General features: G+C 40.6%; 15 protein-coding genes. 1 reads left to right on the plus strand and 14 read right to left on the minus strand.

Features of this window, described 5'->3' with window-relative positions:
• Positions 1 to 25: 25 nt before the first annotated feature.
• The 14 genes from Q0R88_RS11265 to Q0R88_RS11330 all read right to left on the minus strand — a co-directional run bounded on the left by Q0R88_RS11265 (position 26) and on the right by Q0R88_RS11330 (position 21,061).
• Complete coding sequence (locus Q0R88_RS11265) at positions 26 to 1,597, minus strand: Na+/H+ antiporter (protein WP_295716113.1); 1,572 nt, start codon at positions 1,595 to 1,597, stop codon at positions 26 to 28.
• A gap of 192 nt (positions 1,598 to 1,789) precedes the next feature.
• Positions 1,790 to 4,645: a M16 family metallopeptidase gene (locus tag Q0R88_RS11270; protein WP_295716115.1), complete on the minus strand. Its 2,856-nt coding sequence runs from the start codon at positions 4,643 to 4,645 to the stop codon at positions 1,790 to 1,792.
• Positions 4,646 to 4,839: 194 nt separating this feature from the next.
• On the minus strand, positions 4,840 to 5,412 hold the full coding sequence (locus Q0R88_RS11275; RefSeq protein ID WP_295716117.1) for a TlpA disulfide reductase family protein: 573 nt from the start codon (positions 5,410 to 5,412) through the stop codon (positions 4,840 to 4,842).
• Positions 5,409 to 7,292, minus strand: coding sequence for a protein-disulfide reductase DsbD domain-containing protein (locus tag Q0R88_RS11280; RefSeq protein WP_295716119.1), 1,884 nt, complete (start codon positions 7,290 to 7,292; stop codon positions 5,409 to 5,411). The genes Q0R88_RS11275 and Q0R88_RS11280 overlap by 4 nt, the downstream gene beginning before the upstream one ends.
• A gap of 11 nt (positions 7,293 to 7,303) precedes the next feature.
• Positions 7,304 to 8,443, minus strand: a complete 1,140-nt coding sequence (locus Q0R88_RS11285; RefSeq protein ID WP_295716122.1) for a TlpA disulfide reductase family protein — start codon at positions 8,441 to 8,443, stop codon at positions 7,304 to 7,306.
• Between the two features lie 148 nt (positions 8,444 to 8,591).
• On the minus strand, positions 8,592 to 9,533 hold the full coding sequence (locus tag Q0R88_RS11290) for a hypothetical protein (protein ID WP_295716125.1): 942 nt from the start codon (positions 9,531 to 9,533) through the stop codon (positions 8,592 to 8,594).
• A 65-nt stretch (positions 9,534 to 9,598) separates the two neighbouring features.
• Positions 9,599 to 10,525, minus strand: coding sequence for a hypothetical protein (locus Q0R88_RS11295; RefSeq protein WP_295716127.1), 927 nt, complete (start codon positions 10,523 to 10,525; stop codon positions 9,599 to 9,601).
• A gap of 20 nt (positions 10,526 to 10,545) precedes the next feature.
• Entirely contained in the window at positions 10,546 to 11,964 is a 1,419-nt protein-coding gene (locus tag Q0R88_RS11300) for a PKD-like family lipoprotein (RefSeq protein ID WP_295716129.1), read from the minus strand.
• A gap of 22 nt (positions 11,965 to 11,986) precedes the next feature.
• Entirely contained in the window at positions 11,987 to 12,835 is an 849-nt protein-coding gene (locus tag Q0R88_RS11305) for a DUF4843 domain-containing protein (RefSeq protein ID WP_295716131.1), read from the minus strand.
• A gap of 11 nt (positions 12,836 to 12,846) precedes the next feature.
• Entirely contained in the window at positions 12,847 to 14,322 is a 1,476-nt protein-coding gene (locus Q0R88_RS11310) for a RagB/SusD family nutrient uptake outer membrane protein (RefSeq protein WP_295716133.1), read from the minus strand.
• An 11-nt stretch (positions 14,323 to 14,333) separates the two neighbouring features.
• Positions 14,334 to 17,765 (minus strand): SusC/RagA family TonB-linked outer membrane protein, encoded by a 3,432-nt coding sequence (locus Q0R88_RS11315; RefSeq protein ID WP_295716135.1) that lies wholly within the window; start codon positions 17,763 to 17,765, stop codon positions 14,334 to 14,336.
• Positions 17,766 to 17,978: 213 nt separating this feature from the next.
• Positions 17,979 to 19,139 (minus strand): FecR family protein, encoded by a 1,161-nt coding sequence (locus tag Q0R88_RS11320; protein ID WP_295716137.1) that lies wholly within the window; start codon positions 19,137 to 19,139, stop codon positions 17,979 to 17,981.
• A 184-nt stretch (positions 19,140 to 19,323) separates the two neighbouring features.
• Complete coding sequence (locus tag Q0R88_RS11325) at positions 19,324 to 19,905, minus strand: sigma-70 family RNA polymerase sigma factor (RefSeq protein ID WP_295716139.1); 582 nt, start codon at positions 19,903 to 19,905, stop codon at positions 19,324 to 19,326.
• Positions 19,906 to 20,203: 298 nt separating this feature from the next.
• Positions 20,204 to 21,061: a universal stress protein gene (locus tag Q0R88_RS11330; RefSeq protein ID WP_295716141.1), complete on the minus strand. Its 858-nt coding sequence runs from the start codon at positions 21,059 to 21,061 to the stop codon at positions 20,204 to 20,206.
• 227 nt (positions 21,062 to 21,288) lie between these two features.
• Between Q0R88_RS11330 and Q0R88_RS11335 the strand changes: the two genes are divergently transcribed.
• On the plus strand, positions 21,289 to 21,747 hold the full coding sequence (locus Q0R88_RS11335) for a hypothetical protein (protein ID WP_295716143.1): 459 nt from the start codon (positions 21,289 to 21,291) through the stop codon (positions 21,745 to 21,747).
• Positions 21,748 to 21,878 lie beyond the last annotated feature (131 nt).

Consider the following 21,878-nt stretch of genomic DNA (forward strand, 5'->3'; position numbering starts at 1 on the left):
AGTTTTCATTAAAGCAGCAGTTGGGCTAAATGAATTGTAGCTTTTCTTCTTCCAGATCAAGGAATAGCAAGTGTTTTCTTATAATTTCCTCATCAATATCACCATCGGCTTTATTTTTACTGATAAGCCATTTCCTTTGCAGGTTCAGCAAGTCAAGATATATCGCCCTTGATTCTTCAGTCATCAGTACACCATCAGTAGAGTGATCACTTACCTGCCATTTGCTGGCGATTTGCTGAAGCACAGGTTGCCTGTTTAACTGCTGGCTATAGTTGGTTGTTAAATGTTGCAGCGCATGCCGGGCCAGTTGCTTTTTTAAATCGTTGTAGACTTCTTCCTGTGGTGCAACATGATCAGGGTCGGCTAAATTCAGTTTTCTGATGATATAGGGCAATGTTAATCCCTGCAGCAGTAATGTTGCCAGTATCACTATAAAAGTAATGAAGAGGATGAGGTTGCGCTGTGGGAAAGCTGATCCATCGGCCAGGTATACCGGTATGGATAAAGCGGCGGCCAGGGAAACCACCCCGCGCATTCCCGACCAGCCCATAAGAAACGGGAGTTTAAAGCCAGGGTTGGCATCAGCAACCGTAATAAAGTTTCGGGCAATCAGGGTGACAAGAACTGCCGCGATGGAAGATAAAATTCTCGCCACTATTAAAACTACAGTAACTAAAATGCCATAGCCAATGGCAGTAGTGATGCTCACCCCATCAAGCCCGGCCGTAATTTGGGGCAGATCTAGCCCGATAAACATAAACACCAAACCATTCAGTACAAAACAGATGCTTTCCCAAACGTTGAGCCCATGCAGCCGCGAAGTACTGCTGAGGAAAAGCAGCCGGCGGTTGGATAAAAACAGACCGCCGCTCACTACTGCCAACACTCCAGAACTGTGAGCCTCCTCGGCAGCTATATACATGATGTAAGGCGTTACAAGGGTTAGCACAATATCAATATTGGCATCGGTTGGCAAATATTTATGGCATTTCATAAAAATATAGCCAATGATAAGGCCTATCCCTATGCCACCAATTAGCATCCACACTAGGGTTATTGCAGCTTCATGCCACACAAAACTACCGGTGCCTACAGCTATGAGTGCAAAACGGAAAATGATAAGGGATGATGCATCATTTAACAGACTTTCTCCTTCTAAGATAGACGATACACGCCTGGGTACTTTTACAAATTTTAAAATAGCCCCCGCGCTCACCGCATCAGGCGGAGAAACGATACCCCCAAGCAAAAAACCTAATGGCAGGGAAAAACCGGGAATAAAATAGTTAACCGTTAATGCCACCGCGAGTGCTGTGAAAAATACCACGAGGAAAGCGAAGCTGCCGATAACCCGTCGCCAGCGCCACAATTCTTTCCATGAAATATGCCATGCTGCATCATACAATAAGGGCGGAAGAAATATAATAAATATAAGTTCAGACTCGATATGCAAAGTTGGCAAGCCTGGAATAAAGCTGATAACTAAGCCAGCCAAAACCAGCATAACAGGATAGGCAACCTTTATTTTGTTACCCAGCATGATAAGTAATAATATAATGATGATTAAAATGAGATAGAAGGGGAAGTTGTTTAGCATACGCAGCTGTTTATATTACACCAATTTATAAAAGATTGGTTAAGTAATAGTTATCTATAGTAACATTTTGTTGATAGCACCAGGGTTTGCTGATTAGTACAGGTCGTTTTTGGTTATCCTTTATAAAAAAAGCCCTTTAAATATTTGTAAATAAATATTTAAAGGGCTTTAAGGCTTTGGCAGCTGACTATTTTAAGGCGCTGGAGTTTCTTCTGGCAGTAACACCAGGCGGATATAATTTTTACCGTTCAGATATTTCAATGCAGCATCTTTAATATCCTGGATGCTGACCTTATTTACCTCTTTGTTAAAGTTATCGTGTTGGTGAACATCTTCCTTATCCAATGTTTGGCCGTTGATATAGTTAAGCCACCAGTTATTGGTTCTGACAGCTATTTCCTGCGTACGCAAGCTTTCGGCACGCCATTTATCAATATTAACCTGTGGTGGGCCCGATGATTTTAGTTTGCTGATCTCATCTAATGTAGAAGCGATTAGTTTGTCAACATTTTTAGGGGCACAACCAAAATTCACGATCATGGAAAAACGGGAAGTAGGATATTTACCCATATTCATATAAACGCCGGGGGCATAAACGCCACTTTCATCTTCTCTTAACCTTTCCAGTAATCTTATCTCCAAAGCTTCCTTTAAAGCATCCATCGTTACTTTTGATGATGGATTGTAATCAAAGGTGCCTGTCCAAACTAAATCAACAGTAGCTTTAGGCTCAGATCCTTTATAAACTGTTTTGGTGATCAGCCCTTCGGGAGCATGGATGCCCAGGTCTTTAGCTTCTTCACCAAGATGTTTGGCAGGCAGAGAGCCTATATATTTTTCAAGCAGTGGTTTTATCTTATCCGCATCAAAATTGCCTACAAAGGTAAGCGTTAGTGCCGATGCATCTGCAAAACGCTCCTTGTATATGGCATACATGCGATCAAGATTAATCTGGTTTATCTTGGCGATGGTTGGTCCGGTGCGGCGAATGCTGTGGTTGCCCAATACATCGCTAACCGTATCCTGGAAAACGGCATTCGGGTCATTTGCACGGTTAGCTAAGCCCGCTTTTGAACGGGTGATGATACTGCTAAACAGGTCGGCATCTTTTCTTGGCTCGGTATAATAAGCGTATAACAATTCCAGGGCTGTTTCAAAATCCTTTGGTGTGGCGCTGCCGCTAATACCCTGGGTGCGCTCGCCTATAAAAGGACTTACGTTGATCTGTTTACCTGTTAAGTATTTTTCAAGCTGGGTAGGGTTATAGTTCCCTACACCAAATGACGAAATAATACCAGAAGCATTTGCTGCAGACTGAAAATCGGCATCGGTATAAAGAGAAGAGCCCCCCGGTGTAAATCCGGTGAACAGGATCTCGTTATCTTTAAAGTCGGTTGGTTTAAGTATAACTTTAACGCCGTTGCTTAATGTAAGCGTGGTTGTATTTAATGCCGCGTCTTTTGTTTCGGCTACAATTTTGCCACCAGCGGGTGCTGTTGCTAAAAGTGCTTGCTTGCTTACTTCATCATTATAAGGCACCAGGTTTTCGGTTTCAACTGCTTTAATCCATTGGGTTACGGTTGCCTGGGCAGGTAAAGTGTTTTTATCCTTTTCTGGAGCTAAAAGCATAATATCTCTGTTGGTGCTTTTGATAGCTGTTTTGCCCAACAGGTTAACTTCGGTAATGCTGATGCCCGGCAGGTCATTTTTCACCAATTGATATTCGTAGCTTATTCCCGGTGAAGCCGAACCCTTTAAAAAATACTGCAGGTATTCACCTACATAACTATCAGAGTTTGTTTTGTTTTTTTCTTTCAATGCCGATTCCATATCGCTCATATAGCTTGTTTTGGCACGGTCAAGCTCGGTTTGTGTAAAACCAAAACGCTTTATCCTTTCGGTTTCGCGCCATACGGCTTTAAATCCATTTTCCAGTTCGCCCGGTTTGGCAGCTACAAACATGGTGTAAGTATCAAGTCCACCTAAAAATGCACTTATATCGCTACCGCCCTGTAAAAATGGCGGATTGGCCTTGCGCTGTAATTCGCCATAGCGTGCACCTATCATTCTGTTAAACAATCCGCGGATAATGTTCTGGCGATAATCACCGGCTGTTTTTAAAACTAAGCCGGGCTGTTTCATCATTACCTGTGCAACGGTCACGGTCATTTCCTTATCTGTGATAGACATGAACTGGTTTTGCCCGGTAAGCGGAACGGTGTACTGGGTGCGTGGTTTTTCGTGGGCAGGGTTTTTAAGATCGCCAAATGTTGCTTTGATAGTTTTTTCCATCTGGTCAACATTGATATCTCCTACAACGATTAAAGCCTGCAGGTTGGGGCGGTACCAGTCATGATAAAAGCTGTTAATTGCCTCCGGCTTGAAGTTGTTCAGCACATCATCAGTACCGATTGGAAGCCTGACAGAATAGCGCGAATGGTTAAGCATCATCGGCAGGTATTGGCGTTGCATACGTTCCTGCGAGCCTTTACCCAGGCGTTTCTCTTCTAAAATAACACCACGCTCTTTATTGATCTCTGTGGTATCAAGGGTAGCTTCATGTGCCCAGTCGCGCATGATCTGGATGCCGTTCTTTAAAATTTCGGGATTGTCTGATGGTAATGGCAACTGGTAAACAGTTTCATCAAAAGAAGTATAAGCGTTAAGATCGGCACCGAAACGAACGCCTGATTTTTGCAGATAATTTACCAGTTCGCTTTTTGGAAAATGCTTTGTACCATTAAAGCTCATATGCTCCATAAAGTGAGCAAGACCGCGCTGCTCTTCATTTTCCAGTACAGAACCTATTTTATTGGCCAGGTAAAATGTCACCCGGTTCCTGGGCTCCTGGTTGTGGCGGATGTAATAGGTAAAGCCATTTGGCAGTTTCCCGGTTCTTACCTCGGCATCAAGCGGAAGAGGTTTTTCCGAAGCACGTTTGGCTGGTTTGGCTTTTACAGCCTGCGCAAGGACCTGTTGACCGGGTATTGAACAGGCTATGGCAAAGCCTGCGCATGTTAATAAAACCCTAACTTTTATCGTTTTCATATTATAATTCATCTATAACTTAAAAATGCATGGTTGCCCCGCACTATTCTTTTTCTTAAACAAAAGCCGGCACACCGTGCCGGCCTTGCAATTAACTAAACTAAAACTGACTAAATGCTTATGAAAGCTTCTTTATAGCAAGCGGGAATGCCGCTTGCTTTTAACTGCCTAAAACGGCAGCAATATTATTTTTTTTATGGCTTAAATGCCTCCAAAAGCTGCTGATCTATTTCTGCCGCAATTGGGTTAACCTGCATCACCTTGCCCTCTTTATCTAACATAATAGCAAATGGAACCGATGTTATGCCGAAGGCTATCATTACTGCCGACGCATCTTTTCCGGCATCGTATTTATCAATTGCATGAGGCCATGGCATGGCTTCCTTTTGCATGGCGTTATTCCATGCTTTACTGTTTTGATCAATAGAAACACTCAAAATCTCGAATCCTTTTTCATGATACTTTTTGTAAAGTTCTTTAAGGTGGGGGATAGCTGCCCGGCATGGCATACACCATGAAGCCCAAAAATCAATCAATACCACATGCCCTTTCAATGATGATAATTTAATACTTGTACCATCGGGCGTTTGCAGGTTAAAATCTGGCAGTGGTTTACCTTTTACCAAATTGGAATTTTGCATGATCGTATCTTTTATTACGGTAAACCCTGCTGCTGGTTTTACGGTAATAGCAAAGAAGCCTAAAAGTAAAAACCAGGCCCGAAGCTTAGTTTTTACGCCGGTTGGATATTTAACGGGATTGATCATAACACAGGCAGTTCAACAATTTTTCTTTTGGGCGGAAAACATTTGTTGTTATCACAAACCTGGTAGTACAATCCGCATTTTATTACTTCGCCGGTTTTAAAGGCCGATGTATTTATTTCGGTTTTAAAGCTGGCTTTATCTTCCCATACAAACATGCCTTCGCCACCGGTAAAAGGGATACCTGCAGAACTTTGCCACTCCGCAGTGTTTTTTACATCACCCGGCAATTCCAATATAGGTTCTGTTAATATAAAAGGACTTCCTTCTGGTACATAAGCGTAGATGTGCCATCCTTTTAAAATGCTGGCGTCAATTTCAACCTTCATTTTACCGGCCTGGTTTTCATTAGTCAGTTTGGCTGTTACAATAACAGGATCGGCGGGTGTTGGTACTTCGGCATTGGCCACATTATTGGATTTGGCTACTGCTGGCTTAATGGCCGCTGTTTTATTTTGATAGGTATTTACCATAAACTTAAAGCCGCCTGCCTCTGTATAAAATAAGTTAGCCTTATTTTTGGTAAGCCAGTTGCGCCATTCGGCAGCGGTGGTAAATTTTTCGGTAGTGTAGCGTTCCAATAGCCTTTGCGCCACTTCAGTATTGTCATTTTTCTCCAACAGTTGGATGCATTTTTCCAGTATTGCTACTTTGCGGTTTGATACGCCCAGCTTTTGCGCATCGGTATCAACCTGCAGCGAGTACCCATCTACCGGGTAGTAGTACTCATAATTGTCCTTGTAATACTTGTGATGAGCTTTGGTATCGGTACCAAATTTGGCAAACATATCCTTGCCTCCCCAAAATTGCAGATAACTCTCAAAGCTTTCCACCTCATTGGTAACAGGCATTTTTAAAAACATTTCATTACCGCGGCCAATATCTTCGCCCTTGGCTTTGCGGTCTTTTAAATCCTGTTGCATTTTTAGCAGGCGGGCATTCCCTTCACGCCTGGAAACGATGGCTTTTTCATAAAGCGCTTTATCGGTGCGATATATGGTTTCGTCAATCCAATCGCGGGTGGATATCTGTACCTTTTTCATGATGGGCAGCATGTGGTCGTATTTTTTGATGTAGCAAACAGTGTTTACAAATACATCCTTCGCTTCATCCGTCATATGATCCGGCGAAGCCGAAAAGCCCCACATAAAGTAGTTGCCCTGCCTGCCTAAAGCCACAGCCTCGGCATTTTTAAGGCATACCCCACCAGAAATAGCTTCAGCGTCTGGTGAGTCATTAAAACCTTCGCCGTGCGCTACCATCCCTATAATATATTGTTCTTTTGATGACGGATCGGCCTTAATCACCTTCCACATGGGCATTTGCCCGGGTGTTTTAGCCCCCTGGAAACCATTAAAAAATGAACCCGGCGTTGGTCTGTTAACCAGGGTAAGATTTACTTTTTTTGGCGAGTTAAATATTTCATGCTTCAAATTGATATTCAAGGCGTCATCTTCCAGGCATTGGCAATACCAATCAAACTTTAATCCAATAGGCAGACCCACATTTGGCGCCATAGCATGCATCAAAATCATCGGGCGACTAAAATCTGCAGGCAACTTTACCGGTCCGGCATCCATGATGGTTACGTCCACCTTGTCAGACATGGCCGGGTTGTAATCCCTTACGTCAATCAGTTCAACCTGTGTAAACCGGGCTTCCAGAAAGGCTTTAAAATCGGCCATACGGGTTTTATAGGCCCTTTCAATCGCGGGCACAGTTGTGCTGTAGTATACCACATTGGCAGGCATTGGTTTTTCTGGGTTGTACCCAACATACAATACCTTCAGCGGGATTTTATCCGCAGCAACCACACGCGCCTTACTAAAGGCGAACGTGTGGGTGGCAACGAACAGTAATAAAAGTGCGGTTATTTTTTTCATTACAGACGATTTTAGTTTTTCATCAATTCTTCCAGCTTTTTGTTAAGGGTTTCATCCCTTAAGGTATTACCGATGATCTTTCCATCACGGCCAACCAAAAAGCTCTGAGGTACAGCTCTTACGCCATATAGCCTGCCTACAGCGTTATTCCAACCTTTTAAGTCAGATACGTGAAGCCATGGCAAACCATCTTTTTCTATAGCCGCTACCCATTTATCTTTAACATTATCAAGCGATACAGAAAGTATTTCAAAGCCTTTGTCTTTGTAAAGCTGGTATTGTTTTACCAGGTTAGGGTTACCGGCGCGGCAAGGCGCACACCAGCTTGCCCAAAACTCAACCAATACAATTTTGCCTTTTAAATCGGCCAGCGAAACGGGTTTTCCGTTTACATCGTTCTGGGTAAATGCCGGCGCCGCTGTTCCAATTGCTGTCAGGCTTCCTGATGCAATGCGTTCGGCCAGTTCTTTACCCATATCGCTATTGCGCAGGCTGGCATTAAGGGCATTAAATACAGGCTCAATTTTAGCGGCATCAACCCTTGTACCGGCGGCTTCTGATAAGGCTATCAGGCCGAAATAAGAGTTAGGATTGTTTTTTGCAAACAGGAATTGCTTTTCGCTCCTGGCTGCTATGTTTTTACGGTAGCGGGTATCAACTGCTTTTATATAAGCGGTATCTTTTTGCTGTTCTGGCGTTCCTTTTGCAAAATCGATATTCACGGCTTTCGTAAGGTCCATGATAGTACCACCAATTTGTTTGTTATACGCCTGGAACTCATCATATACTTTGGAGCCGGTAATTTTGGCGTTGTTTAACGAATCGTTGGAAGTGATCTGAACTTTTTCTTTACCAAAGTAAATATAGATGGCATCATTGTTAGGTGCATAAATAGCGTGCGGTTTACCTTCGCCGGTATGATCAAGCGCTATGCGGGTAGTAACGTTACCAGAAATGGTTCCTGAGAACTTAAACGTGCCGTTGACAACCACTGCCGAATCTTCATGACTTACGCCATTATCCATATAATCAAAATAAACCTTGGCCGGTTTATTAAGGGTGCCTATTTTGCCCGTAAGGCTAAAGTTTGGCGTTTGTGCCGAGGCAATTGCCGGAGCAAGTATAGCTAATGCTAACAATTTAAGTTTCATATCTGATAGTTCGGTTTAATATAATGAGTAGGGGACTGTTGATTTAGCCCGGTTTAATTGTATTTTAATTTTAGGAAATATTTTGGGGCCTGCTTAAACTATGCAGGCCATCCAAAGGCGAGGGTTTCCTGGTTGTTAAGGTTAAAATTTAGTAGTTGTATTTTACGTTCGGGAAGTCTTCCTGGGCATTTTTCAACTCTTGCTCACGCTCCATCGACCAGCCAAAGGCAATGGTAGCCTGGGCTTTTAGGTTAACCCCGGCAGCACCGCTCCAAAAGTGGATGAATTCACCAAATTTTAAATCCCTGGTGTATTGATGGCCGAGTGCGTTTTTTGTTTGGGGGAAGTTTTTTGATAATAAAGCAAAATACCTGCTTAACACTTCGGCCTGCCCGTATTTGCTGTAGATAGGATAAAACCAGTTTTCAAACCAACGTACATTTGGATATATTTTGCCCGGAAAAGGAAGGTTAGGGTCCTGATTTTTCATTTCCTGGTAAACATTGGCTGCCACATCTGTATGGCCGGTATGCATCAGTACATCGTAGATAAAGATCTCCATGAACTTGCTATCGCCCCAAATGGCATCAGACGGAGAACCTTGTACTCCATTGTTTGCACCACATACAATGTGGCCAATTTCATGGATGGGTACACCCAGGTTGTCGTTAATGTTTGTCCAGTCTGCGGCTCCTACATCAAGTGTGTTCCGGTAGTCGTGGCTCACGTCAAAATAAGATGCGGGGTGCCCTTCGCCCGGATATAGGCCCTGGTGCAAAACCACATATAATCTCGATGAATCGCCAAAGCCACCATAGGTTTTCTTTACATATTGCCAAACATTAGTGAACTCTTTATTTGGCCAGGTAACTTTTGTATCTACCTTATCATCATAGTAAAGGGCAAGGTCATCATTATAAAAAACTCTTGTTAGTAAGGAGTTATGCTCAAACCAATGCTCCTGCCATGTTTTAGGGGGAGCGCCGCCACCTTTAATTGTGGGGGTAGTATCGGTAATTTTATGGCATGCGCTCAACAAGGCAATGCAGAATAAACATGATACTATAATTATGCTTTTTATTGATTTCATTTTCATTTTAGTTTATAAGGTAGGTTTAGCAATTGTTTGAGTATGAATTGCTAAACCTGATTTAATTATTTGTATTTCACATTCGGAAAATCAATCTGTGCTTGCTTAAACTGTTTATCCCAGTCATCGGGCCAGCCAAACGCAAGGGTGGCCTGGTCTTTAAGATTAACGCCGGCTGCACCACTCCAGAAGTGTACAAACTCGCCATAGTTTAAATCCCTGGTGTATTGATAGCCATGGGCGTTTTTTACCTTAGGAAAGTTTTGAGCCAGTAATTCAAAATATTTATTCAATACCGCAGCATGGCCGTATTGGGAATAGATAGGATAAAACCAGTTTTTAAACCATTTTGATCCCGGACGAGGGAAAATGTCAGTTTGTGACTGCAGCTGATCATAAATCCTTGCTGCTTCGTCCTCCCTGCCAATGTGCATCATCACATCATAATTATAAATTTCCATGAACTTACTGTCGCCCCAAAGTACATCTGATGGCGAACCTTGAACACCATGACTTGCGCCACATACAATATGCCCGGTTTCATGTATCGGCACGCCAATTTGTTCTCCGGTTGGGTATGTCCAGTTATCTAATCCACAGTCGATGGTATTGCGGTAATCATGGCTTTCATCAAAATAAGATGCCGGATGCCCGCCCCCTAATTTGCCCTGGTGAAAAATTACATACAGCCGTGATGAGTCACCGAAGGCTCCATATGTTTTTTTAACATAGCTCCACACATCCGACATTGTTTTTTGAGGCCAGATAACTGACTTATCCACATCCTCATCGTAATAGAGAGACAGGTTATCATCGTAAAAAACACGGGATACTACAAGGTCATGAGTAAACCAATGCTCTTTCCATGTTTTGGGCGGTGCCCCGGCCGCTTCTGCTTTGGGCCCTTCAACGGTTTTGGTTTTGCTGCAGGATATAGAGAATAGGGTTCCAATTACCCCTAAGGATATTATTGCAATTTTACTTAATTTCATGATTTTCTGTTGGTTGTAATTTATTTCCTTATAACAACACCTATTGGTGCGCCCGGAATACCCGTGATTGTTTTAGTTACCACCCCATTTTTGCCAACGCTTACATCAAGCGTAATCAGGCTTCCATCAATACCTGCCGTTAATGTATTACCATCTGCGCTTAATTGAATCATACTCACCTTTTTACCACCAAAGTTGGCATCAAGCGTTCTCAAATCCTCATTAACCGGGTTATAGCGATATATTTTATCATTAGATGTGAAATAGATAATATCAACCGCCGATTGCTGCCATTGGGTATCTGTTTGCACTAACGATGCTCCTTTAAATACCCGCTTGTAGATAGGTTTTATTGACCTGGTGTTATAATTCATCATATCAACATTGAACGAAAGCTCGAATACATCTCCTCCTCCTTCGGGTTTAAAAAACGCGTAGGAAATTCCGGGTACGGTTTGCATAAATACCAGGTTGCTTGTGCCTATGTTTTTTGGATCAAACGCGTTTCCTGTAACCGTATAATCGGCACCCATATAGTTACCGCCCGAATCAAATGTTATAAATGCCTTTTTTTGCGGATCGAACCCAAAAAAGTAGCTATAAGTACGGGTTATAAACTTTGATAAGGTATAATTGCCGGATTGAGGATTTGAAAATTTTCCAAAATCGGGGGCGAAAGGAGCCGTAGAAGTAATGCTGAGGTATAATTTGTTATTAATTACACCTGTAGGGATTCCTTGAGAAGCTTCAAAATACTGGGGCACAATTTTAGCGGGAGCATTAAAGAACTGGTCTTTAAAATCTCTTTTCTTGAGCATGGTATTTCCGTCGATAATAACGCTGTTTTTAATGGGATCCTGTGAAACAACCCAGTAATCTTCTACCGAACCGGCCTGGTAAGCCAGTGGCTTGGCAAATAGTTGCACCGCATTAGCAGGCAAATTCTCGCCCATTAAATTAAAGTACAGGTTGCTAAGCACTGTTTTATCATCAGGTTTAACAAATGATAGTTTAGTTACCCCATTATCAACACTCAATACCGTTGTTCCTATAGAAAATTGCGTTCCGCCCTGTATTTTAAATGGGTAAAAGTATTTTATGCCGTTCCTGTTATCGGTGATGGTTAGTTTTGCCGTACGCAGTTTGGGGCTAAGGTTATAAATAAATTTAAGCGGATAGCCGGTGTATGTATCGGTGCGGGCGTCTTCTTCAACACTGATATCCCATTGATAAGAAAGATCTTTAAGCGGGCTAGCACCGGCGATCTGAATATATGGTCTCAGAATCAATGAATCACCAACCAGCGCGTTAAAGGTATTATCTTTAAAGTTTACAACTACAGGCTCAGATGGCGGGTTGTAGTTGTAGTTACCCAGGTCCTTCTTACATCCATAAGAAGCAAGGATAAAAAGTATAAAAATGAATATTTTAAATTTCATGATCTTATTTTTTTAAGAATGACTATATGTTGATCTGATTTTTGTTTTCATCAATAAAAACATACTTATCTGCCGCCGGGAAATATTTGAGCAGGAATTTTTTAGTAGGGGCATTTACATTGTAAAAACCATAGTCGCCGCTATTATCAGTCCTTTTTACCAAAACATATCCTTTTTCGGGGTGACTTTTAACCCAATCAAACGGATAGGTAACAAACTCATGCATATTAGATATGTAGTAAAGCGTTCTCGGTATCTCCATATACCAATTAGGTGATGAGTTGGGTATTACCAGCGATGTGGATCCTGATGAGATCAGAAAAAGCTGGTGCTTTGTTCTGTTGTATGGACCTAATTGCCCCCAATATTTCCACCAATCCGGTTCTTCGAGCCTGTTTGAATAGATGATGCTTTTTGTGCGGATATTTTCTGGCAGGCTGCTGCCAAAATCCACCCCACCAGAAACACGAACAGTTAAAACAACTGATTTGCTGGTTAAACCTGTATCAATGTTTTTAATGATAACCGGTACTTTGGTGGTGCCGGAATCTGCCGGCATAATATAAAAGGGTTTCAACGGTTCAAAATGCAGTGTACGTACGGCGGTTGTGCCTCCGTCTACCACATTCATGGCAAATTTTCTATCGTGATTTACTTTTTTGCCCGAAATTGCTACAGGCAACCAAATGGTGTCTTTTTCAACACCCTGCGTAAAAGCAAAAGAAAAAACGATGGCATCGCCGTTTGGTTTATCGGGCCTACTATAATTCAGATAAATGTTATCTGTGGAGTTGTAGGTAAGTATGGCGTCTTTTTTGCATCCTAATATTGCTGTACAAACAATAAAAACGGAAAATATAATTCTTTTCATTTTCGTTACAGTTAATTGGTTCTATAAGCTAATTCGTCAACCGGTAGCGGAAATACGAATATTTGATTTGATGCCGGTTCGGATAAGGTTGAGGAAATGGTAACATCATGGTTTAACCGTTTGTACATATAAAACATCTGGCTTTCTCCATAAAACTCCTTTCGGGCCTCTTTTACCAATAAATCAATAAACGTCTTTTTATCCGGTACGGTGGTCACCATGTATGAACCTATCCCGCGGTTAGCCCTGATGGTATTGAAGTAGTCAAGCGCTTTTGTTGGATTGGTATCAAAAATTGATTCGGCAGCTATATAATACATTTCGCTGAGGCGCAATGCGGGTGCAACCAGTGGATGCAGGTTTTTTAAAGGCAATGCATTGTTGATGTATTTTTGCAACACAGCACGATCTCCTCCTCCTGTTGTTGATGCCGTGGATACAAACCATTGTTTTAACCGCAGATCTTCTGAACCAGCTTGTGCTTTTTCATAAATATCATTGATTTGATCAATGGTGCCACTATATTGGGGAGGGGTATTTGAGAACTGCCTTTGTAATTGTAAATTGATATCTTTGGTATCAATATACCAGCAAAATATCAGCTCCTTATAAAATATACGGTCCTTTTTGGTATTGTCATTTTCAATAAAGTTATCCGGATTTGTAAAAGGGAATTTTTGCGACTCAATTACTTCCTGTGCGTTTGCCAGGCTGTTTATCACGTCGTTCTTATACAAATAGGCGCGGGCCAGTTCTCCACAAACTGCATAGTAATTCATTCTTTGGCGCCTGTTTTGAAAAAAAAGATCGGCATTGCTTGTTTCGTTACTAACAAGATCACTTGGGTAACCCACTATATATGCCCCGTTAACAATTGGGTCTTTTTTAAGTAATGTTTTAGCCAGGTTAAGATCTGTAATGATTTTATCCAATGCGACGCTCACTGTAGAAAAAGCAGTGCTTTTGGTGCTAACAGAGGTTACATAAGGTATGCCTTTTGCTCCTGCTCCAGTTTTAAAAGAGGGGGCAAACATACGCAGCATATCAAAATGCAGGTATGCCCTTAAAGTTAAAGCCTCACCTTTTATAATGGCGTAGTTATCATCGGTAAAAATACTTTTCTTAGCGTCAATAGCATCAAGTATATAATTACAATTGGCTATGGCGCGGTATCCCGAGGCCCATATTTCGTTGTTTTTGTTGGTTACCCAGATCTGCGAATAATCAAAATTGGCTATATCCTGGTTAATGACATCATTAAACTGGTAGTTTTGAGCAAGGATATCCAGGTTGCTGAATGTAAGGTTACCGCCATACAGCGATTGTGATGAGCAATAGGTATAAACTCCGTTCAGTGCTTCTTTAAATCCTTGTTCGGTAGTAAACAACTGGTCCCTATCTATCTGCGACTCCGGCTTTACATCCAGAAATTTTTTGCATGATGAAAATGCCATCAATGCTGCAATTATGTATATATATTTCTTCATGTCGGTATTAATTAAAATGTGGCTTGTAAAGAGCATGTTAAACTGCGGGCATAAGGATAATCAATACCTCTTTCAACCTGAACACTGGCTGATCTGAATATGTCATTAGCTGTCACTGCTGCTCTTAAAGATTGCAGGCCTAATTTTTTAGCAAAACTCTTTTTCAAATCATAGGATAGGTAAATTGATTTCAGTTCAATCAGGTTATCCTTTTCCACAAACCGCGAGGTGGCATATGAAGTACCCAGATCAGTTATATTCTTATATAAAGCAATATCGCCGGGTTTTTGCCAACGTTGAGTAAGAGCGCGGCTATCCACATTAAAGCGTGGGTCAGCATTTTCAACCCTGTCAATCAGGGTTTGGTTATACATATCGCCGCCAAACTTGTAATGAAAGCTAAAGCTTACCAAAAATTGCTTATAGGTAACATTGCCTCCAAAATAACCTTCGGCCTTAGGCGTGGCATCGCCAACCGGCTGGGTGTCATTTACATCGTATACATAAGTAAGTGAGCCATCTTTTTTTACATAGATCTCTTTGCCGCTTTGCGGATCGATACCTAATGATTTTACGGCATAGATTGCGTTTAGTGATTGCCCTTCTTTAAAACGAAGCAGTGGTGTGCCTTGCAGGTTGTTTTTTACATTTGACTGTACTGTATCAACATTGTAGTTGTATGATTTTAACGAGTTTGAAATTTTAACTATTGTGTTTTTATTGTGTGCAAAATTTCCTGTTAAATTAACATTCCAGTCTTTTGATTTATAGGCATTAACAGTTAAGTAAAGTTCATAGCCTTTGTTTGACATATCGCCAAGGTTTTCTTTATAGGTAGCAAAACCGGTAGATGGCGCTATATTAACATCGGTAACCAAACCCTTGGTTAACTTATAGTAATACCGCGGCGTAATCATAACCCGATCATGAAACAAGCCTAATTCAAGGCCCATATCATAATTGGTGGTTTTTTGCCATTTTAAATTTTCGTTGCCGTAGTTATTAACAATAGCGCCAACTCCTGTTGAATACCAATTGGATGTTTGATAATTATAAGTTGTTTTTGCCAACGAGGGTGGGAAATCTACCGAACCTGTAAGACCTGCTGTAGCGGTTAGCTTAAATCTTGAAATTGCAGAGAAGTTTTCCATAAAGCTCTCTTTGTGCATATTCCATCCTATACCGCCGGCCCAAAAAGGTGCGAAACGGCTGTTTGAACCGAATGCCGATGAGCCATCCAAACGGAAGGAAGCATCCATGAGGTATTTGTTTTTATAGGCGTAACTCGCATTAAATAATGAACCTACCAACCTGTTTCGTGTTACTTCGCCGCCGGGTGCAGCATCGGGTGTATAGGTACGCGCAAAGCCAATGTTGGTAAATTTATCATTTGAAAAGCCCCTTGCTTCAAATGCTTTAAAATCATTTTTTGATGACGTTATATTGGTACCCAATACGGCGTTGATGGAATGCTCGCCAAGTTGTTTGTTGTATACAAACCTTACGTTACCATCAAAGGTGAGCGAATTGTTAACACTGTAAGCATAACTTCCCCTGTTTTGTATTTGGTCTGCAGGGCCGTTAAAAAATGAATTGCTGAAGGGAGAAACAAATCTATCGGCAGTGCTTTTACTATCGTTTACACTTATTAAACCAATCAGGCGTAAACCCGATGTGATTTTCCAATCCATTGAAAAAGCATCAATGATTTCCAGGTAAGAGTTACGATCGAAATTGCCTAAACTGGCTTCATATAATGGATTGTAAACCGGTTCGTTTCTGTATTGCCCGTATATCGGATCATTGATATGGGTATCAATTCTCCAGTTTGCAATTTCCCTTATTAAATTACCCGATGCATCTTTTATCGGGTAATAGGGCTCCATTTTTACATAATCGGTAAAGCTGCCATATTTTGAATTTTCGCCATCAACCTGGGTAATGGTAACTTCATTTTTAAACAACAGATTACGGGTGGGGTTATAAACAAAGTTCATACCGCCACTGTACCGGTTACGACCGGACGCTTTCATTACGCCGGGATTTGTTTGGTAACGAAGATCAATTCCATAACGGAAAGATGAGTCACCACCCTCGGCGTAAAGCGAATGCTTTTGGCCATAGGTATTTCTTAATGGCTGCGATAACCAATAGGTATTTACACCACCTACTATGTTTTTTAGTTTGCCGCTATATTGCTGGTCAAGGGCATCCTGGCTTTCAGCAGTATTGTTTGCTGCCGAATATAAACCAGCCAAACTTTCATATTGCAGTTTCTGCGCTGCATTTAAAACATGGTAATCAGAAAGATCAGGCGCGGTAATATTCAACTCATAGTTGTATGATAGTTGTAGTTTGCCCGGGATTGGAGCTTTGGTAGTAATTACAATTACACCGTTTGCTGCTCTTGAACCGTAAACCGCTGTAGCTGCAGCATCCTTTAAAATAGTTATACTCGCTATCCGGTTTATATCAAGATCGGTAACTTTTTGAAGTGAAACCTCAAAGCCATCTAAAATAAACGCAGGCAGGTTATAGGTACTGGAAAGATTATTACGATCAATAAGATTTTTGCTTAATGAAGGAAGTGTGGTAGAACCCCTTACGTTTATTTTAGGCAGGGCATTAGGGTCTGAACCTAAAAGGTTATTTTGATCTATCCTGAAAGAAGGATCAAACGATGCCAAACTTTCCATAATATTATTAGGGTTTAGCCGCTTCAGATCCTCTCCTTTAACTACTATGGCGCTACCGGTATAATTGTCCTTTTTAATAATTTGATAGCCAGTAACCACCACATCATTGATAGAACTAACTTTTTGACCCAGTTTTATTACAATTGGTTTTCCTTCGGCCGCTTTAATTTCTTTTGTATTATAGCCAATATAGCTAAGTATTAAAATGTCGCCTTCATCAGCGGTTACCTTAAATTCGCCGTTGCCGTTTGTTTGACCCAGGAACGCCCTGCTTTTTTTGAGTGCGATACTTACACCCGGTAAAGGTGCTTTATTTGCCGAGTCGAGAACGACGCCGCTTACTTCTATTTTTTTTGCTACAGGCTTTACCGGCTCCTCCTCGGGTATCTTGTTCCTGATTACAATTGTTTTATTAACAATGGTATAGGTGAGGTTGTAGTTTGTTAAACAAGTGTTTAATGCATCAGCAAGTGAAACATCTTTAAGGTCAACGTCTTTAGTTTTACCGGTGATATTTACTTGCCCGTTATAAAAAAACAAATAACCGGTTTGTTGTTTAATATCCTTAAAAAGGGTTTCGAGGGTTGCATTTTTTCTGGATATAGTTACATTTTGCGAGTAACTTGCTGCAGATAAGTGCATAGCGCCAACCAATAATAAAATAGTAGTGAGTTTCATCACTAAAAAGAGTTTGTACTTTACCGGCCCTATAGTGCATAAGGGATCGTAAAGAAAAGTTAATTTCATACTTTTGAATAGGAATGGGTTAATAAAATGCAGCGCGGAGTAACATCGATGCTGCCTGACCTTTTTTTGGTCGGAAGCGGTGAGAGGCTTCCGGCCTTTTTTGTCTTTAATGATGGGGAGCTTATTGTAGTTATCTAATCATGTAAATCGTTTTATCAGTTTAAAAATCAGTTAGTTAATCGTTAAAATTGTGTAAGGTTTAGGGAAATGTTTTTATTTATCGTAGGATACTTTTACTGTTTTGCCTTCAACGTTGAATTTTAAGTTGTTGAGCTCAAGTATTCTGAAGACTTCGGTAAGGCTGCTATTCCTTGATATTTCTCCAAAGTATTTTTCGGGGGGTAAATTGCCTTCATAAACAACATCAATATTATACCAGCGGCAAATTTGGCGCATTACGCTTTTCAGGTCGTCGTTTTCAAAAGAGAATATGCCGTTTTTCCACGCGGTTTCCTTATCAAGGTTAACCTTGAGTCTGGCAATGGAGCCGTTGCCGGCCCAGCTCACGATGGCTTGTTCGCCGGGAACAATTAAACTGGAATTTGATGCCGAACTAACTTTAACAGAACCTTCTAATAAGGTTGTTTTAATGGCGCTTTCATCGGCATAAGCATTAATGTTGAAGTGTGTGCCCAATACTTCAATAGTTTGGATGGCCGACTTTACCCTAAAAGGCATCTGTTTGTTTTTAGTTACCTCAAAATAGGCTTCGCCGTTAAGGGTAACTAATCGCTCGGTTCCTTTAAATGTGGTTGGGTATGTTAATGATGAAGCGGCGTTGAGCCATACATTGGTGCCATCGGGTAAGGTTATTTTGTACTGGCCTCCCCTGGGAGTAGCTACAGTATTTTGACCGGCATCGTTTGTGCTGGCTTCGGCCTTGTAAACTATTTGCCCATCAGCTGTTTTGGTGATGCTTGCGCCGGCTTGTTTGGCTATTTCGCCTTTGGTGGCATCATCAAGCGTAATTTTTGTTCCGTTGGCAAGTGTAAGCATGGCTTTATTACTGCCGGGAACTATACCCTTATAGGCGTTATTTATAAGGTTGGGCTTATGGTTGTTAGAAACAAAGATATAAGTAGTAATAGAGAGAAAGAAAAGAATAGAAGCCGCTATAGCGTATTTTATATAAATAGGCTTTAACCCAATAGAAAAGGTTTTTTTTTCGTGTTGCTTAATCCGGTCATCGATTGTTTTTTTAATAGCTCTTTTTAAAAAAACATACTCCAACTCATTTTCATCTGTAATAAGGTCATCACTAACCTCAAACAGATCATAATATGATTCCAGGAACTTAATTTCTTCCCTGGTTGCTTCACCAAGGCGGTATTTTGTTAAAATTTCAAAAAAGTATTGCTTATTTGCTTCGTCCATCTACATTCTTTATATAAACATGAGTCGGGAAATTTAAAATAGCCCACGTCATTTAAAAATATTTTATCTTTTTTAATAAAAATACATTTAATGAAAGTAAATAGTGTGAATTAAGCAATAAAAAAACGCTGTTATTGTAAATAAAGCATTTATGTGGAGTGCTTTTAGACTACATTAAGCCTGATTAGCCATTTTGATAGAAATAAAACAGTAGGTGGATCAGGAAAAGCGATTTTCTTAGTGTTACAAGTACCTTGCCCATCTGATTGCGTACCGTTTTTGGAGAAATTTGTAACTGATCGGCAATTTGCTGGCTGGTTAAGCCTTCATTAAAGCGTAAATTGAAGATAATGCGCTGCTGCGGGGGCAATGTGTTTATTAATTCGTTAAAGGCTTTTAAAAATTCGTTATGAAGCATGTTGGCATCGGCGCCATGAGGTGATCCTCTTAGTTCATCAGCGCCATCGGGCAGCGCGGTATATTTTGCTTCCTTCTCCAGAAACTTGAAAACACCGTTGCGGGCAGCAACCAATAAATAGGCAGGCAAATTTTCAATGGGTGCTTTGGTGCCTCTTATCCATAGTTGTACAAAAACATCCTGGGCTATATCCTGGGCGCGTTCAGCATCATTCAACCTTTTGTAAGCTGTATTGTAAACCTGTTTCCAGTATTTGTTATACAAAATATCAAAAGCAGGTTTACTGCCATTGCTAAGCTGCAATAAAAGTTTGGCATCATCTGCGATATATAAATCGTCCGGGATCATGATGCCTTAATTTTTTTTACAAACAGCGGGGGAGCCAAAAAATATAAAACACCAACTGGAAACTTAAAGGCCATAATAAAAAGTTACACAGTAAAGATAAATATTTTATGAACTTTTGAGGTGGTCAGATTAATTCATCATACCAAATATGATGTATAATGTTAATTTTTTTGCTAACATATAAAATTTATAGCTAATAGAAATGAACTTGTATTAGCTGGATATGGAATAAGCAGGATTCGCCAAACCGAAAAGATATTTGGCGTGTATTATTAAGATGCAATTTTTCTCATCCGGCTTATGCCATAACAGATGGAATGATCATTAAAGGGATATGATGATTTACAAGTGCTTTTTCGGTTGTGGATTTATTGAAGATATTTGAAAAGAAGCCATGCCGGTAATGAACCAGCACCAGCATATCTGATTCGTTGTCTTTACATAATCTGTTTAACCTGTTAATTACATCTTTACCTCTTATTTGCTGGTAAGTTACACTTGTTTGTTTGATGGCATCAACATGGTTGTAAATTGCTTTTTCTTTAGCTGGATTTTCACTTTCTTCTAAAAGCGATACATGTACAATTTCCAATTCAAAACAAAGGGTTTTGCCAAGCCCAACCAGGTAGGTAATAGCGTTGATGTCGGATAGTTCAAATGCCGTGGCCAAAGTAACTTTTTTGATTTTTTTCATCTCTGATTTTGGCGGTATTACCAAAACCGGGCAGGATGAATGTTCAATAACGCTTAAGGTATCGCTTCCGAAAAAAAAGTGGTTCAAAGTACTGTTGGTACTGGTACCCATTATAATGAGGGCTACATCTTTCTCCTGGATAATAGCAGGTATATTATTGCCGAGCGATCCGTCTTCTGATTGATAATCTATTTTTGGTTTATAGTCATCTGTACAAAAACTAGTAATGAGATGCTTTATTTGTATCGATAGCTGAGTTAGCCCGACTATGCTTTCATTTTTACGAAAAGAAAACTCATCAACTACCCAGGGGCCGCCGGTATAAGCAGGTATCATCGGCAGATCATCATAAGCGTTATACAGGAAAATATCGGCATGAAGCTTTTCTACAAGCATTAAAGAGGATTTGGCTGCATGGGTTGCGTTTGCAGAAAAATCGGTCAGCATCAAAACTGTTTTCATGGTAAAGCGTTGAGTTGTAAAATTGGAGTTTTTAAACGGGTGTAATAATGACGATGGTCATGATTACGTATGATATTTAATTAAATTTACTAATTATCAAACAATTAATTTAAAGGTTTATACTGCCCCCATATACTGGGTTACAGATATAGATCACGTTTACGAATGATCCCCCTCATTTTTATTAAGAGTTTTTCTGGCAATCTTTATTCAAAGAAAGAGGAATCATGAATCAAACTCACATCCATTTACTGATAACTCACCTGCCCATTATCGGCTCTATATTAGGTGGGTTGGTTTTAATCCATGGAATTTGGACTAAAAGCCACCAAGTTTTGATCGCTGCATACAACGTTTTAATTGTTTCTGCAATAGGTGCAGTAATTGCTTACGCTACAGGTGAAGGAGCAGAAGATGGTGTGGAAAACATTCCAGGGATAGCAAAAAGTATGATTGACCAGCATGAAGATTCTGCTGTTATATCTTTGATTGCATTGATCATATTAGGCGCAATCTCTGTGATTGGGCTTTTGATAACCCTGAAAAAATCATCGCTGATAAGGCCGGTTGCTCTGGTTGCATTATTTATTTCATTAGTAGGTTTTGGACTTATTGCCCGAACTGGTTATTTAGGCGGACAGATAAGGCATACGGAAATACAACCTAATGCCCAGACATCTTATTAAAAGCATGTAAAGGTATTTTGGCGTAAAATGAATAGTCTTCAGCATTGGATAGAAAAAATAATTTCTCAAATACCGACCTTGATTGGTGTGTGAACAAAACGAGGTTTAAGCCGAAACTTTTATATTAAGGT

Source organism: Mucilaginibacter sp. (assembly GCF_025362475.1).
GTDB lineage: Bacteria > Bacteroidota > Bacteroidia > Sphingobacteriales > Sphingobacteriaceae > Mucilaginibacter.

What these genes read in the sequence shown, in the direction of transcription:
- Q0R88_RS11285 (WP_295716122.1), bottom strand. Translation starts at nt 8,443, where the DNA reads ATGAAACTTAAATTGTTAGCATTAGCTATACTTGCTCCGGCAATTGCC.
- Q0R88_RS11295 (WP_295716127.1), bottom strand. Translation starts at nt 10,525, where the DNA reads ATGAAATTAAGTAAAATTGCAATAATATCCTTAGGGGTAATTGGAACC.
- Q0R88_RS11280 (WP_295716119.1), bottom strand. Translation starts at nt 7,292, where the DNA reads ATGAAAAAAATAACCGCACTTTTATTACTGTTCGTTGCCACCCACACG.
- Q0R88_RS11330 (WP_295716141.1), bottom strand. Translation starts at nt 21,061, where the DNA reads ATGAAAACAGTTTTGATGCTGACCGATTTTTCTGCAAACGCAACCCAT.
- Q0R88_RS11325 (WP_295716139.1), bottom strand. Translation starts at nt 19,905, where the DNA reads ATGATCCCGGACGATTTATATATCGCAGATGATGCCAAACTTTTATTG.
- Q0R88_RS11320 (WP_295716137.1), bottom strand. Translation starts at nt 19,139, where the DNA reads ATGGACGAAGCAAATAAGCAATACTTTTTTGAAATTTTAACAAAATAC.
- Q0R88_RS11310 (WP_295716133.1), bottom strand. Translation starts at nt 14,322, where the DNA reads ATGAAGAAATATATATACATAATTGCAGCATTGATGGCATTTTCATCA.
- Q0R88_RS11265 (WP_295716113.1), bottom strand. Translation starts at nt 1,597, where the DNA reads ATGCTAAACAACTTCCCCTTCTATCTCATTTTAATCATCATTATATTA.
- Q0R88_RS11335 (WP_295716143.1), top strand. Translation starts at nt 21,289, where the DNA reads ATGAATCAAACTCACATCCATTTACTGATAACTCACCTGCCCATTATC.
- Q0R88_RS11305 (WP_295716131.1), bottom strand. Translation starts at nt 12,835, where the DNA reads ATGAAAAGAATTATATTTTCCGTTTTTATTGTTTGTACAGCAATATTA.
- Q0R88_RS11315 (WP_295716135.1), bottom strand. Translation starts at nt 17,765, where the DNA reads ATGAAATTAACTTTTCTTTACGATCCCTTATGCACTATAGGGCCGGTA.
- Q0R88_RS11275 (WP_295716117.1), bottom strand. Translation starts at nt 5,412, where the DNA reads ATGATCAATCCCGTTAAATATCCAACCGGCGTAAAAACTAAGCTTCGG.
- Q0R88_RS11300 (WP_295716129.1), bottom strand. Translation starts at nt 11,964, where the DNA reads ATGAAATTTAAAATATTCATTTTTATACTTTTTATCCTTGCTTCTTAT.
- Q0R88_RS11270 (WP_295716115.1), bottom strand. Translation starts at nt 4,645, where the DNA reads ATGAAAACGATAAAAGTTAGGGTTTTATTAACATGCGCAGGCTTTGCC.
- Q0R88_RS11290 (WP_295716125.1), bottom strand. Translation starts at nt 9,533, where the DNA reads ATGAAATCAATAAAAAGCATAATTATAGTATCATGTTTATTCTGCATT.